Here is a 15,150-nt window from a genome sequence, read left to right as displayed (position 1 = left end):
TAACCTCAATGCTTTGCTTTCATTTCAACATGCATTGCACACTCAGCGGTTATTGGATAAACATAACCGCTGCAATCTATCTTTAAAACTGAAAAATATTGATTATCAAGGTATCCAAGATACTCCTGGGTTGAACTACTTAATCCTAAATCATCAAACAACTCTTTATTGAATTTTTTCCCCATAAATTTATTTGCAATTGGAATTACAAGATAATATGGAAACTTAACCTTAACCACAACTAAATCACTTCTTGAATATTCTTTTTCGTCATAAATTTGATCCAGATTTTCATCAAGTATATTTATATCAGTAAACAATGAGGCATACATAAACCTGTAACTTACAGCCTCAGTGTACTTGTCAAGGTCATTAACTCCAAAAACATCCCCTATAAAGCCTATAAATTTTCCTAAAAGCGTTATTATCTCATCAATTTGTAATGTTTCAACAATATCCATCCCACTTACTGTTGTTCCTCCAAAAAGCGTAATTTTGAAATCCTTTAAAAATGCTTTTGAACCATGGCAAATAGGCATTAATGACAATGCTGCTGCTTTTTTAATTAATTTATATTTTTGCTTTTTGGTATCATCCGAATTATTTCCAGAACTTTCGTTTTCGTTATTTTCTTCATTTGAAGGAAGGTTAATATGTCCAGCAATCTCATCTTCCATACTTTGCGGTATAACCACTATAGCTGCCCTTGCAGCGTTAAATGCTGCGTAATTTACCACTAATCTTGCAGTATAAATAAGGCTTAATTGCATTATGCAAAGAGTAATAAACAACTGGAGAGGAAAAATTAAAATAAATTCAGTTAAAGCCTGCCCGTCTTCATCATCCCCCAAGTCTTTTAGTTTTCTTTTGGATTTTTTTGCGGCACTAATTGTAGAAAAAATTATCATTAGAAATATTAGAAAAGTAAAAATTGCAAGAAATACAGGAGCGGCTAACTTAACTTTATCAATCTTTGAAGTGTTTTCTTCCATTAATTCACTTGATACATCATCTCCTGTCTCAAGCGATTCAATTGCAGTATCAAATGATTTTTTTACAAAAAATTTCTGGTATGCATAAGTTCCAATAATTGCAACAACGGCAACAAGAAGCAAAACTATCATGTACTCTCCAATAGATGAACCCTTCTTGCCGTTTAGCATAAAAACTCCTAAATTTTTATATAATCAAAAATAGACACATTAAACATAAACTCTAAAACAGCCCATAATGTTCCTAAACAGATAGCAAATCCAAATGGGATTTTCTCACTTTCCTCTGGGCTTAAAGAAAGCGGTTTAACGCCTGGAAAAATAAAAGAAAAGATATAAGAGAAAATTACTCTAAAAATATTTCTCATTCCCCTTAAAAACTTACCCTTCCATATCATTATTGCAATAGACATTAATCCGCCAACAAGGGCAGAATAGAAAGCTGCATACAAAACAAAGGGATATCCTTTTATTGCCCCTATAGCAGCCATTAACTTTACATCGCCTCCCCCCAATCCTCCGATCATAAAAACAATAAGGAAAAGGATAAAAGCAACAAGAAGCCCGATTACTGAGGATTGAAAATTATCTTTTCCTAAAAAAAGGTTAATAATCAATCCAAGCAATATGGCAGGATATGTAACTTTATTAAAAATTTTGCCGTACATTACATCGGTAATAGCACAAACTGCTATAACAACATATAAAAGGATATCCCTAAAAAAAATCATACTAAAATCTTATCCAAAAAAGTTATTATGAACCCTGGAATGCGCCTTCTGTTTCGCTGCCTAATGTTTCGGTTGATTTCTTGAACAGCCCTTTAATTTTTCCACCAAAAGCCTTTACAACAAACAACACTAAAATAGCCACAAGTACAATAATGATAATGTACTCTGTCATACCCTGACCTGTTTCATCTTCGTGAAACCTTTTTGCAAGGGATTTTAAATCAAACCCCTTAACCAATTCTGTTAAACCCAAAAGCCTGAACATAAACACCTCCTAAAGATTTATCAATTAAGGAAAAGGCAATTGCACAAAAAAACTGATTATGTTGAAATTAAAGTTAACCGCATATATAAATGCCTTCAAAATCCAGAAAATAGGCACCATAATAAGAACTAAAAGCATAGCGTATTCGGTGTATGTTTGAGCATCTTCATTTTTAAAAACTTCTTTATCTTTTCTAAAAAATTTCCGTTTTTTATCCCGCAATATCATAACACCCTCGCCATTTTTAGAATGTTTTATTGTTACTAATAAAGTAAACCTTAAAATCTTAAAAGTCAAGTGCTACAAATCACAAAAAAGAGGGTTAAAGATGAATAAGGTTTAAAGTAGAGGGAGTTAGGGTATAAATTACTTTTAAATAGTGTAAAGTAGCTTAAAAATATAAAATCTGGATACAAAATCTTATTTTTAAATTTTTCTCTGAAAATGGGGAATAGCTTTACTATTAATTATTAACTTTATCTCTAAATTTATGTTAAAAAAAGCGGGGATTACTCCCCGCCTTTAAAAAATTGGTGGTGCTTTTTTTATTTAGTTCTCTTTTTTGAGAACCTTCCTCCAAACTTTCTTGGATCTCCCTTGTAGCCTAATGCTTTCCAATCCATCCTACCGTTCTTACCATGGCAATCCTGGCATTTAAGAGCCTTATCACCAGGCACGACTTCATGGAAAAGCCCCATGTATCTTTCAACCTTTATCCATTCATAATCATTTGCAGTTATATCTTTACCAAAATAAGCTTTAGCACCTTCAATAATTGCTTTGTTAACATCACCTGTTTTGAAAACTGTGTTTACATTAATAGGAAGTATCAACCTTTCCTTTTTCAAAATAGGCATGTTAGCAACATGCCTTTTCATCGCATAGATCTTTGCATTTGGGTCATTAATTGAACCATCAGGATACATAATCTTCACATAACCATTCACAGCGATAGCCGGTTTGTGCGGGTCTTGCGCAACTGTTTTTCCATTCCACCACATATATACAGGCCTTACATGCTTTTTCAAAACAGTATGTTCACCGTGCTTTCCATTAGGTTCAAGTTCGTTCCTTGACCAATCTCTTTCAACATCCGTTGCATCATACCTTGCATAATCAGGAATATGGCATGTTGTGCAGTAAACTGTTTTAGTGTGTCTGTTCAACACATCACTGTCATGTGGTTCTTCATCGTGGCAGTTTTCGCATGCAACTTTAACCCCAGGTAAATCCCTTGCTGCAAGGTCAACTCCCCTGCCTGCAATTCTGTGGTTTTTAGTTGTGTGGCAGTCAATACAAGACATATCGTTTGCAAAGTGAACGTCTAAATCTTCATCAGCTTCATAGTGAGCCATTTCAATGTCGCCTCTTTTAAAGTTTGCTCCACCACCGGAACCGGCATGGCACTTTAAGCACATTGCAGCAGTCGGTTTTCTAACATTCTTTGCCCTTAAGGTAAGCAAATCATCTGACATATCAGGAATCCAGTGTAATTGACCATCTTTACCTTTAACCACTTTCCTTGAATAACCTGGAGCGTGGCACATTAAACAATCAATATTTTCAAGTTCCTTTTCAGTCATTTTTTCTGATGGTTTTTTCCCAAATCCAACATGGCACTTTGAGCAACCATCTACAATTAATTTACCATCTTTATTTAAGTACCTATCAATCCAGGGAGCAGACGGGTTTGTACAAAAATCATTATTGTCAACCAATTTCCCGACTTTTGTTCCTGGCTCTATACCAATTAAATCTTCCGCTCTTGCTTCTGTTTTCCACTGATAATGCAATGAATGGAAAACATCCTGCGCCTCTTTCATATGGCATTTCAAACAGGTTTTGGTTCCCTCATACTTTTGAATGTAATAGTAATGAGGGGGATTCATATCTTCATCATCATCGTCATCCTGAGCAACCGCAAGATTTACGGTAAGTGCTATAAGCACAACAAGTAAAGAGAAAAACTTAACCCACTTAAACCATTCTTTCATTTCCCCTCCCAACAAAAAGTTTAATATCTAACAGTAAGAGACAAATAAATATTGTCTATTTTGTCAAAAACAGGCATTAAAGTGTCAAAAGCTGTTACATCTTCAATCTTTTTAGGTGCACCTAAAGGTGTTCCGCTTCCTGTATATTCATAATCGTAGTGCTGATAACCAGTTGTTAAGAAAAATTTCTGACCGAAGAAAGGATAGATGTAATAAATCTCGTAGACATCACCTCTTACAGCAGCTTTGCTACCAACTATATTGTCTTCAGCACCTGTAAAGTTGAACCAGTATTTTGAACCGTGGTTGTACTCAATACCTACTCTTGAACCGTTTTCAAAATCATAGATTAAACCTGCCCAAACAGCGTTTCCACTATGTTTTTCCTGACCACCGTTATCGTTAAGTAATGCGTCTTTACCCCAGAACACCATCATAGGATTCATTGAAGAACCATCTGGATTTGCACTGCTTATAGAATAAGAAAAGAAATATTGAAAATTTTTGTATTTGCCTTCAACAAGAAGTGTTACAAGGTCAACATCTCCTATATTGTTTGAAGGCTGAAGCCTTGAAACATAGCCACCTGAATTTGCAGCAAGATAGTATTCATCAAACTTTCCATCATTATTAATATCCACACCGTTTACGGTAAAAGGCATTACAACTGTGCCTGTAAATCCATCAGTAACATCAAAAGCGTGCGCATAACTTAAAGTAACCCTGATTTTATCTGTTCTATAAAGGTTTGAGATAAATCCAGCAAGATGAACATCCTTTATGTCAGGGTTTGGATATACTGAATAGGAATTTCCCCATCCTGATTCAAAACCAACACCATAACAGAATTTAAATGTAAAACCAGGAATACCTAATTTATCTTCAAGGTTAAACCCTAAAGATAATCCATCAAACTGCCAGTTGATAATTGTGGCAATAGGTGAACCGCCAACAACAGAGTAATTTTTGTACTCCATTGGCAAACCATCAGTTGAAGGCCTTCTTCCAACAGAAAAATGCCAGTTATCTCCTGAATAGGTAAAGAATGCCCTTTCAACCCTCAACTTATCATCTGTTGGAACAGAAGCATCAAAACCATCCATTAACATTGAGGTCATCTGACCATTGTAGAATTTCATATCAGCGCCATCACCCCAGGTTTTATACATAGCAAGTCTGCCCATAAACTTTAAATTTTCATTAATCTGTGAAGCCATGTTAATTCTTAACCTTGTTGAGTACATAACTGAATTGTCTTTATTGTCAATGGCAGGTGCAATACCGTTAAACATCATTTGGTAAAGAGCAAGGTCGTTTGCTCCAAACTTGTCGGAAAAATAAGGTACTCCCAATGAATTTACCGCAATAGATGGCATATCGTACTGGTCAAACTGACCGTTTCCATTCATATCAACAAACCCATTTGCTGAAACAAAACCCATTTGCACCATTGCACTCATCATTCCCTGTAAAATCTGTCCATAACTCTGAGCAAAAGCTGGGTTAAAGGTATAGCCAGAACCTTCTCCATAGAGTGTGCCACCAATCTGATTTGCTGGAACAGCAAGCCTGTTAAATGCCCAGAGCTGGAGCATTGCGCTAGCCCAATCAGGCATTATTCTCATATCTGAATAATGGATAGAATCAGCCCTTGATCTCAACTCATAAGAAAAATTAATTTTATCCATTACAGTATGCTGCTCGTTTTTATCAACCCTGTCTGACAAATCATCCATATCATCCTGCAATTCTTCAAGCTGCTCCTGTAACTCCTGAATTTTCTTTTTAAGCTGTTCCTTGGTTAATGTGTTCTGTGCAAAAGATTTAAAGCCATAAAGTGAAAAAACGCACATAATCAGAACAAATAAAGCCTTCCTGAACATAAAAAACCTCCCTAAAATAATTAAATGGGAAAGGGGGCTAATTAAGCCCCCCTTATCAAAGTTTTACTATTAATCGCAGGTTTGTGGCTTTTCTGAATCTAAAGCTCCAACGTAGCAAAAAGACCAGAGATCATTAATATCTTTTTCGTTTAAATTTAATTTAACATTTGCTTTGTTGTGTTTTCTAAACAATTTCTTACCATTATCTTTAAGATACCTTTTCCACTGAGCCCTTGTTTTATGAGCAGGGGTTAATTTCTTGGCCTTTTTCCCATTGTGGCAGGCTTTGCACTGTTCTTTAAAAATCTGTTTTCCATGTTTAATATCACCCTTTTTTCTGTCAAGGGCAAGTACACTTAAAGATGAAACCAGAAAAATCGCACAAGCTAAAATTACTAACTTTTTCATTATTTCCTCCGAAACTCAAATTTATTTTTGGGATTTGTTTATACAAATTAGACCATTCGCACCACCGAAAATTATAATATCATATTTTTCTAATATTCAAATTAAAAAAACAAAAAAGTTTGTGAAAATTTATCAATTTTTTGTTTATAATACTTTACAAAATTCGTAATAAATAATGTCGGATATTTCTTCTGGTGTATATATCGAACTATTGAGAATCAAATCTGAGAGCATGAGATATTTATCTTTTCTTTTTCTATAAAGATTGATAAAAAAATTACTGCCTTTTCTCAAAGGCCTGCTTGAATTTTCTGTTCTTCTAAAAAAATCTTCTGGATTACCGCAGAGAAAAATATTAAAAAAATAATCTTTCAACATATCAAAACAATACTGGCTTTCAACTATTCCCCCACCTGTAGCTAAAACTATTCTGTTTTTATCTTTTAATTCAGATAAATACCTGTATTCAAGATTTCTAAAATAACTTTCTCCAAAATTATTGAAAATTTCTGGGATACCTTTCCCTTCTCCTTTTTCAATGCTCTTATCTAAATCAATAAATTGATAATCTAATTTTTTGGCAAGTAATTTCCCGGCAGTGCTCTTCCCACTTCCCATAAAGCCTATCAGCGCAATTCTGTTTTTAGGCTTAGCTTTATCAAGAATACTATCAGGAAAGCCATTTTTACAATCAAACCCAAATAATGAACATGCTACTTTTCCCTGTTCAATTAGCCACTCTTCACCGGGAATATAAATAATCCCCTTTTTCTTACATTCTTCTTTAAAAAAGTGCTGATTGTAAATCGCAGTAAAAAAAATAGCAGAGGGTTTAATCTGAGATATGTCTAAATCTATCTTTACTGGAATGGTATAGCAAATTATATCAATCTCTCTCAAGATTGAATTTATTTTTTCAAAGAGAACAACATAAGCCCCAAACTTTTTCGCCTGCTCCCTGCCCTTTTCGTAAGTTCTATTTGATAAATAACATATTGCATTCTCTTTTTTATAAGCATAAAGGGCAGCCCTTGCCGCACCGCCAGCTCCTATAATGAGTATTTTTTTATCTTTTAAACTCTTTAATCGTTTTTTTAAAGGCATTAAAGCACCGTAAATATCAGTATTGTGCCCTTTCAGCTGATTTCCAAAAACAACAGTATTAACGCCATCCACACCTTTTGCTTCATCACTTGCAAAATCAACTGTTTCCAACAACTCTTTTTTGAAAGGCATTGTTGCATTAATCCCATCAATATTTAATAAACGACAGGTTTTAAGTGCATCTTTAAGATTTTTAGATGCTATCCTTGTGTAAACAGCGTCAATACCTTTGTTTCTAAAAAATCTGTTAAACATTTGAGGGCTTTTGCTGTGGGCAACAGGCTTTCCTATTACTGCAAAGCGCTTCATAGAGAGTAATTCTCCAGAATATTGTAAAATTCTTTCATTTTGTAATAATCAATCTGCCCCGGTGCTGAAGGCTTGTTATTTACACATGCAAAGGTTATTTTAGACCCAAAAAGAGGGGCAAATAACCTTGTTTTTTTTCCATAATCCCCCATCCCAAGAACAATTAAAGGTATGTCAAGGGAAAGTAAAGAGAGTAGCGTAATATTATCACTTTCTTTTTTAACATAGGTTGCAATTTTAATTAGAGATGGCGAAAATCTCTCAAATTCTTTCTCGGCAATGTTTTTTAAAAAAACATAATCAGGTGTTTCATTAAAGTTGTGGTATGAGTGGATTCTTTTAACGCCAAATCTCTCACATAGATTAATCAATTCCTTTTTCACTGATTCCTCTGTTTCAAACTCTATGTCAATGTACTCTGGTTGAAATTTAATTGCTTCTTTTAAGTAGGATACTCTGTCTATTTCCTGATTCTCCCTGCAGGTAACAATTACATTTCTGTTAACTGCCAACAATTCTTCAATCTGGCTAATTTCCGGTTTAATTAAATCAAGCCTTAATTCGCAGAAATTAAATTGTTTTAGTATTTTTTTAACTTTATCAATATTAGATTCTGTAATACTTACGCAAATCTTGAAGTCCATTTTCAATCTCCAATAAGTCCATAGCTTCAATAACTGGCTTACCAAAACCTTTTAAAAGGATGAAATCAATTTTTTCGCCATCCTTTTTTTTATCACCTGCAATCCCTTCTAAAATATCTTTTAGATTTACATCCTTAATATAATCAGGTAATCCGTATAACTTTATAATCTCAACAATTCTTTTAAATTCCTTCTCTCTTAAATACCCTTTTTTGAAAGAAAGATATGAGGCAAAAACCATTCCAGCAGCAACCCCTTCACCGTGACTAACTTTCTTTAGCCTTTCAAGTGCATGTCCCAAAGTATGCCCAAAGTTTAAAATTTTTCGCAAACCTGATTCTTTAAAGTCCTTTTCAACAATTTCAACCTTTGATTTGACAGATTCATCAATTAAGTAACTTAAAGCATCGAGAGTTTTTGATTTAATAGCCTCATTATTTGAAACTAAAAAATCAAGTAATTCTGGCTTATAAATAGCGCCGTATTTTATTATCTCAGCTAAACCAACATTAAACTCTTTTTGTGGTAAAGTTTTCAGAAATTCAGGGGAAATTAAAACAAAAGAGGGATGGTTAAAAGTGCCTATGTAATTTTTAAAGCCTTTAAAATTAACTCCATTTTTCCCGCCTATTGACGCATCAACCATTGCAAGCAAGGTTGTGGGAATAAACCCAAACTTGACTCCTCTCATAAAGGTTGTTGCTGCAAAACCAGTAATATCAAGGGTAATTCCTCCCCCCACCCCAACAACTAAACTTTTTCTATCTGCCTTGTTTTGTAATAAAAAGTTGTGTATTTTAAAAAAGCTTTCAAGGCTTTTGTTATCTTCTGTTGCATTAAACAAAAAAAACCTTTTGTTTTCTAAAAATTTTCTATATTGCTTAAACGCTAAAAGGGATTTATCAACAATAAAAAATACACTTTTCCCATTTATTTCCAGATTATATAAATAATCTTTGATTTCAGTAAAAGGTAAAGAAAAAATAAGTGATTCACTCTCACTATGGGATTTTAATTTTATTCTCATTAAGTTTTCCAGTTATTCGCCAATTTTCAAAAGTTTTTCATTTACATAAATAGGTTTTTTATACTTTATTGCTATTGTAATTGCATCGGAAGGCCTTGAATCTATTGCTATAAACTGCTTGTTTTTTTCAATTTTGATCTCCGCAAAGTAAATAGAATCCTGATTTTCTTTAATATAAACACCTTTTAACTCAGCCTCTAATCTTTTAATTAAATCACAAATTAAATCATGAGGCATTGGCCTTGGAGGAATTATTCCTTCAATCTCATTTGCAATTGTGTTTGCTTCTATAAGCCCTATCTTCATAGATAAATACCTTTGCCCTGTTTTTTCTTTTAAAACAAGGACGGGAGAATCAATTAAAGGATGGTCTATCAATTCTTTTAATTCCGCTTCAACAAACATGGCATCCTCTCTGAAAAGTTAATATTTTGTCATATAAAATATAAGAAAAATTCTTAAAAAGTCAAAGAAAGATTCAGGTTATACAAGCATTCCTTTAAGGCTCGTAAAGGTTGAAGATATAATTTTAACCTTTACAAATTTCCCTATTAAATCTTCTCCCCTTCCAGCCTCAAAGTTTACAACATGATTCCCTTCTGTTCTTCCTGTGAGTTTGGTTTTATCTCGCTTTGAAACACTTTCAACAAGCACTTCATATACTTTTCCTTCCATATTCTTGTGCTTAATTTCCTGTACCTTTTCCTGATACTTTTGAAGTACAAAAAGCCTTTTATCCGCAATCTCTTTTGGGATAAGAGGATATTTTAGTCTTAAAGCAGCTGTTTTAGGCCTTGGAGAGTACTTAAAAGAAAAGATATTGTCATACTGCACCCTGTAAATTGCATCCATTGTTAGAAGGAAATCTTCTTCATCCTCCCCGGGAAATGCAACTATAAAATCAGAAGAAATAACCACATCAGGGATATATGAACGAAGCATATCAATTTTTTCCAGGTACTCCTCTCTTGTATACTTCCTCCCCATAAGTTTCAAAACCTTATTAGAGCCTGATTGCATTGGAAGGTGAATATACTTGCAAATCTTTTCAGAGGATGCAATCACCTTTACCAGCTCTTCATTAAAGTCTTTGGGATGAGAGGTTAAAAATCTTATCCTTTTTAACTCTTTAATTTTATCAACCTCAATTAATACATCTTTGAATGTTTTCCCCTGATAACTGTATGAATTAACATTCTGCCCCAATAATTCAACTTCCCTTATACCGTATTCTTTTATAGCAACCTTAATTTCTTCTACAATATCCTGCAAAGGCCTTGACCTCTCCCTGCCCCTTGTGTAGGGGACAACACAGTATGTACAAAAATTATCACAACCTTCTATTATTGAAACATAGGCTTTAACCTTTTTTTCCCTATCAACAAGTTCTGGACTAATTTCAAGGCTTTCAGGATGATCTGAAACATCACAGAACCTTTTACCCTTCAGTGCATTATCAACAGCTTTTGCTATTAAATGAACACTTCTTGTACCTAAAACAAAGTTTAAATTGGGAATTTTTTTAAACAAATCTTCAGCTTCATGAGATGCCACACAACCGGTAACTCCAACAATTTTATCTTTGCCATAATTTTTTCTAATTACCCCAACTCTTGTAAAGATTTTATGGGCAGCCTTTTCCCTTACACTACATGTATTTAACACAAAGATGTCAGCATCTTCATCACTTTGTGTTTCCTCATACCCGTATGCTTTTAGAATACCAGCCATTTTCTGACTATCGTATTCATTCATCTGGCAACCCCAGGTTTCTATTTTAAACTTAGGCATAAACGCTCCTTTAGTTTACTTTCGAGGAATAATTATAGTATAGAGTGGGAAAAATACAAATAGTTATAACTTAATCTTTGTTAGTTTGTCGTAATCAGGTATTAATTTATGGTTTACCGCTATAATATGCTTTTCTATTTGAGAAGCGCTTTCCATTGATAATACCCTTTTCAGCAATTGCTCACAATCAGAAATCTTTACATTTCGCAAAACTGATTTAATTACTGGAAGTGATGGTGGAGTCATACTGAATTTTCTTAAACCCATTCCTAAAAGTAATGTAGTGAATTTAGGATTACCTGCCATTTCACCGCACATAGAAACATCAATTCCAGATTTTTTTGCCGCTTCCATCACCTTATTTAACATTCTTATAACAGCAGGGTGAGATGGTTGATAAAGGTAATTCACTTTATCATTATTTCTATCAATTGCAAGAGTGTATTGAATTAAATCATTTGTTCCTATACTGAAGAAATCAACATATTTGGCAAGTAAATCAGGAATTTCCGCCGCAGAAGGAACTTCTATCATAATACCCTTTTGAATATTTTCATTTATCTTGACTCCTTCTTTTTTCATTTCATCCATTACTTCTTCAAGAAAAGAGATTACTTCCTTCAATTCATCAACACCGCTTATAAGCGGAAACATTATCTTTACTTTTTCATTCTCTCCTGATAGCCTTAATATTCCCCTTAACTGGGTTCTAAATATATCTTTCCTTTTTAAACAGAATCTAACAGCTCTTAATCCTAATACAGGATTTTGTTCATCCTTTTCCAATACTTCATGAAAAAACTTTTCCCCCCCTAAATCAAGAGTTCTGATTATAACCTCGCCCTTCACCTGGGCACAAAGTTTTTTATAGAAATTGTAATGTTCTTCTTCGCTGGGCAAATTAGGTGCTGATTGCAAAAATATAAACTCACTCCTGTAAAGTCCCACTCCTTCAGCTTTAAATTTCTTCAGAAGAGGCAGTTCCTCAGCAAGTTCAACATTGGCAAGTAAGCGAATTTCTTCTCCGTCTAATGTTATTGAAGGTTTTTTGGCAATTTCAATAAATTGTTTCTCTAACTGTAACCTTTTTTGATGTTTTTCCAGATAAACACTTTTTTCTGATTCCTGAGGTTTAACTATAACCTCGCCTTCAATCCCATCAACAATTACAATATCTCCATCTACTATAACCTTTGTAGCGTTATGTAATCCAACAACTGTTGGGATATTCAGTGCCTTGGCAATAATTGAGGTATGAGTTGTAACTCCCCCATAATCTGTTGCTATTCCAACAACTTTATCATTGTATAGAATAGACAAGTCAGAGGGGTGAATTACCTTTGACACCAGAATTGTATCTTCTCTAAAATCAATTTTCTTGTTTACCTCTTTATCAATAAGATTTGCAATTACCCTTGTGGCTATATCTTCCAGGTCTTCACGCCTTTGTTTAAAATATTCATCATCCATTCCTTTAAATTTGCCTATTAACTCTTTTATAACTTCTTTAAAAGCATATTCAGCATTTATAAACCTTTCTTTTATAAGATTTATTGTTTTTTGCACCAAAGATTGGTCTTTTAAGATTAAAAGATGGGTATCAAAGATAGAAAGGTGGTCTGACTTCAAATCTGAATTTAAATTATCTTTTGCATCCTCAATTTGTTTTTTTGTTTTATCTAATGCTTTTAGAAATCTTTCAACTTCTTCATCAATGTGATTTTTTAAAATATTGTAATAGGGAATAACAATCTTGGTTTTATCTTCAAGAATAACCGCTTTCCCAATAGCTACATCTGGAACAATCCCCGTTCCCTTCAATTTAATTCTATTTGACATAATTACTCTTCTTCTCCGAATTTATCCTCAATTAAATTTTCAATTGCTTTAATTGCATCCTCTTCATCTTCACCACTAACTTGAAAAATTAATTCTGTTCCAATCGGAGCTGCAAGCAACAAAACTCCTAAAATGCTTTTACCATCAGCTTCAACATTATCTTTTACTATTTTAACATCAGACTTAAATTGTTCTGCCACCTGTACAAGTTTAGCAGCTGCCCTCGCGTGTAATCCTAATTTATTCTTTAAAACAAGTTTCTTCTCAATCATTTCTATTTCCCTTTTTCATTGAAAGAATTTCTGCAACTCTGTAAATATTCCTCTGTCCCTGGCTTTTTATTTTGGAAGCAAACTCCGCTAAATCAATCTCTTTAGATTGCATTGTTGCAGCTTTTATTAACATAGGTAGATTTACCCCTGTAACAATCTCAAGATTATATTTATTTGATAGAGAAATCATTAAATTGGTTGGTGTGCCACCAAACATATCGGTTAAGGCCAAAACCCCATCTCCATCGTCAAGTTTTTTTACCTTTTTTTCGATAGTTTTCAGTGCAATGTCAGCTTCATCTTCCCATTGAATAGAATGGGATGAGATTTTTTCCCTTTTGCCTATAATTTTAAAACAGGTCTGAATTAAAACATCGGCAAGATTTCCGTGTGTTACAACTATAATTCCAATCATGTTTATCTCCTACCAGGCTAAAGCCTGTTTATCTGACTTAAATAATTTTTAACTATTACTTCAACAATTGTAGCAATGTTCCTTCCGGGACCAACCGGCACTTCTCTGTAGTAAATTTTTGTATTGAACAATTCGAAAAATGAATCAGATACCCTCTCTGACAAAAACTTTCCACCATTTAAAACATTTTCCAACCCTTCTATATCTTTTTCTCCAAGTCTTGAGTAAGAATCACTTTTCTTCAACTCTTGCTCCTCATCCCAGCTAATAAGCCGGATTACAATATCAAGGTCTTTTACTGGCCTTAAAGCTGATGCTCCGTATATTTTATCTATGTCTATTATACCAACTCCCCTTAATTCCATCAAACCAAAAGCATTTTCGCTATAACATGTAGCTGTAATTTTCCCTAATCTATTCTTATAAAGCTTTACAAGGTCGTCCGCAACAAGCCTGTGCCCTCTCGCTATTAACTCAAGGGATGTTTCCGATTTACCAACTCCGCTTTTACCTAAAAGTAAAACTCCCATTCCAAAAACATCAATCATTGTTCCATGAATTACCTTTGTTTCAGTTGTTAAATTATGAATTCTATCTAAAATGGTTGAAATAACAACCCTTGATGAAAGAGCAGTTCTCAATATAGGTACAGAAAACTTTTCAGCCCTTTTTTTAATGTCATTGCTGACTTCTGCATTATTGCAAACAACAAGACAAGAAACATTTCTTTCATCCATCAGATGGAAAAATTTGTGAATTCTATGTTTTGAGTAGGATAACAGTTTTTCTAATCCCTCCTGCTCAGTAATTATCAAACTTTCAGGAATTACACAGGTTTGGTTGCCTAAAAGAATTTTTTCAAGATACTGGTATTGAAGAGGAACTGTTATTTCCTTTTCTTCAATGTGCGCTGTTCCTGCTACAAATTCAAATGTAATACTATCTTGTGTACTGACATCTTCCAATGATATCAATTGTATTAGAGGGATTTTAGATTGCATACTCACATTCCTCTGTTATCTCCCTGAGTTTTTCTTTGTTCAAAAAATCTTCTATTCTGGAAGAAATAGAATGTTTACTTACAAGCCTTGAAATCGCAGCAAGGGCACCTAAATGTAAAGTTACTTTATTCTTTCTGGTAAAAACAGCAAAAATTATGTGAACAGGTTTGCCATCGTGAGATTTGAATTCAACCCCCTCTTTAGAATAACCTACAAGAATTACCATATCTTTGTTTATTTCATCAGTTTTACAGTGAGGAATAGCTATGTGTTTAATTATTCCAGTACTACCTAATTTTTCTCTCTCTGCAAGTTTTTTAAAAATCTCATTGGCAGACTTTTCATCTTCTACATATCCTAATTCTTTCAATTTAAATGAAATAGTTTTCAAAACAGAATTTTTGTCCCTTTCTTTTAATTCAAAAATACAACCTTCTTTCACATAATCTCTTAAACAAATCTTATTTTTCCCCAT

At 33.7% G+C, this 15,150-nt stretch carries 17 protein-coding genes; all 17 read right to left on the bottom strand.

Features of this window, described 5'->3' with window-relative positions:
• Positions 1 to 5: 5 nt before the first annotated feature.
• The 17 genes from TTHT_RS03570 to TTHT_RS03490 all read right to left on the bottom strand — a co-directional run bounded on the left by TTHT_RS03570 (position 6) and on the right by TTHT_RS03490 (position 15,150).
• Positions 6 to 1,163, bottom strand: coding sequence for a TadE/TadG family type IV pilus assembly protein (locus TTHT_RS03570; protein ID WP_201328667.1), 1,158 nt, complete (start codon positions 1,161 to 1,163; stop codon positions 6 to 8).
• An 8-nt stretch (positions 1,164 to 1,171) separates the two neighbouring features.
• Positions 1,172 to 1,723 carry an A24 family peptidase gene (locus TTHT_RS03565; RefSeq protein ID WP_201328666.1) on the bottom strand — a complete coding sequence of 184 codons (552 nt, stop codon included), beginning with the start codon at positions 1,721 to 1,723 and terminating at the stop codon, positions 1,172 to 1,174.
• A 25-nt stretch (positions 1,724 to 1,748) separates the two neighbouring features.
• The gene (locus tag TTHT_RS03560) at positions 1,749 to 1,988 is read right to left on the bottom strand and encodes a Flp family type IVb pilin (protein WP_201328665.1); all 240 of its coding nucleotides are present in this window, start codon (positions 1,986 to 1,988) and stop codon (positions 1,749 to 1,751) included.
• Between the two features lie 24 nt (positions 1,989 to 2,012).
• On the bottom strand, positions 2,013 to 2,216 hold the full coding sequence (locus TTHT_RS03555; RefSeq protein WP_201328664.1) for a hypothetical protein: 204 nt from the start codon (positions 2,214 to 2,216) through the stop codon (positions 2,013 to 2,015).
• Between the two features lie 317 nt (positions 2,217 to 2,533).
• Positions 2,534 to 3,982 (bottom strand): hypothetical protein, encoded by a 1,449-nt coding sequence (locus TTHT_RS03550; RefSeq protein ID WP_201328663.1) that lies wholly within the window; start codon positions 3,980 to 3,982, stop codon positions 2,534 to 2,536.
• A gap of 20 nt (positions 3,983 to 4,002) precedes the next feature.
• On the bottom strand, positions 4,003 to 5,865 hold the full coding sequence (locus TTHT_RS03545; protein WP_201328662.1) for a DUF3373 family protein: 1,863 nt from the start codon (positions 5,863 to 5,865) through the stop codon (positions 4,003 to 4,005).
• A 69-nt stretch (positions 5,866 to 5,934) separates the two neighbouring features.
• Entirely contained in the window at positions 5,935 to 6,273 is a 339-nt protein-coding gene (locus tag TTHT_RS03540; RefSeq protein WP_201328661.1) for a c-type cytochrome, read from the bottom strand.
• A gap of 144 nt (positions 6,274 to 6,417) precedes the next feature.
• The gene (locus tag TTHT_RS03535; RefSeq protein ID WP_201328660.1) at positions 6,418 to 7,686 is read right to left on the bottom strand and encodes a shikimate kinase; all 1,269 of its coding nucleotides are present in this window, start codon (positions 7,684 to 7,686) and stop codon (positions 6,418 to 6,420) included.
• Positions 7,683 to 8,330, bottom strand: coding sequence for a type I 3-dehydroquinate dehydratase (locus TTHT_RS03530; RefSeq protein ID WP_201328659.1), 648 nt, complete (start codon positions 8,328 to 8,330; stop codon positions 7,683 to 7,685). Before TTHT_RS03530 ends, TTHT_RS03535 begins: the two co-directional genes overlap by 4 nt.
• Positions 8,293 to 9,357, bottom strand: coding sequence for a 3-dehydroquinate synthase (aroB, locus tag TTHT_RS03525; RefSeq protein ID WP_201328658.1), 1,065 nt, complete (start codon positions 9,355 to 9,357; stop codon positions 8,293 to 8,295). The genes TTHT_RS03530 and aroB overlap by 38 nt, the downstream gene beginning before the upstream one ends.
• Positions 9,358 to 9,369: 12 nt before the next feature.
• Positions 9,370 to 9,762, bottom strand: a complete 393-nt coding sequence (locus TTHT_RS03520) for a bifunctional nuclease family protein (protein ID WP_201328657.1) — start codon at positions 9,760 to 9,762, stop codon at positions 9,370 to 9,372.
• 78 nt (positions 9,763 to 9,840) lie between these two features.
• Positions 9,841 to 11,148, bottom strand: coding sequence for a tRNA (N6-isopentenyl adenosine(37)-C2)-methylthiotransferase MiaB (gene miaB / locus TTHT_RS03515; RefSeq protein WP_201328656.1), 1,308 nt, complete (start codon positions 11,146 to 11,148; stop codon positions 9,841 to 9,843).
• Positions 11,149 to 11,211: 63 nt separating this feature from the next.
• Complete coding sequence (gene ptsP, locus TTHT_RS03510) at positions 11,212 to 12,987, bottom strand: phosphoenolpyruvate--protein phosphotransferase (protein ID WP_201328655.1); 1,776 nt, start codon at positions 12,985 to 12,987, stop codon at positions 11,212 to 11,214.
• Between the two features lie 2 nt (positions 12,988 to 12,989).
• Positions 12,990 to 13,259 carry an HPr family phosphocarrier protein gene (locus tag TTHT_RS03505; protein WP_201328654.1) on the bottom strand — a complete coding sequence of 90 codons (270 nt, stop codon included), beginning with the start codon at positions 13,257 to 13,259 and terminating at the stop codon, positions 12,990 to 12,992.
• The gene (locus TTHT_RS03500; RefSeq protein ID WP_201328653.1) at positions 13,252 to 13,674 is read right to left on the bottom strand and encodes a PTS sugar transporter subunit IIA; all 423 of its coding nucleotides are present in this window, start codon (positions 13,672 to 13,674) and stop codon (positions 13,252 to 13,254) included. The genes TTHT_RS03505 and TTHT_RS03500 overlap by 8 nt, the downstream gene beginning before the upstream one ends.
• A gap of 17 nt (positions 13,675 to 13,691) precedes the next feature.
• Complete coding sequence (locus tag TTHT_RS03495) at positions 13,692 to 14,675, bottom strand: hypothetical protein (RefSeq protein ID WP_201328652.1); 984 nt, start codon at positions 14,673 to 14,675, stop codon at positions 13,692 to 13,694.
• Complete coding sequence (locus tag TTHT_RS03490; RefSeq protein WP_201328651.1) at positions 14,665 to 15,150, bottom strand: PTS sugar transporter subunit IIA; 486 nt, start codon at positions 15,148 to 15,150, stop codon at positions 14,665 to 14,667. Before TTHT_RS03490 ends, TTHT_RS03495 begins: the two co-directional genes overlap by 11 nt.

The sequence above is a fragment of the Thermotomaculum hydrothermale genome, from assembly GCF_016592575.1.
Lineage (GTDB): Bacteria > Acidobacteriota > Holophagae > Thermotomaculales > Thermotomaculaceae > Thermotomaculum > Thermotomaculum hydrothermale.
This window is presented reverse-complemented; position numbering and strand designations above follow the sequence as displayed.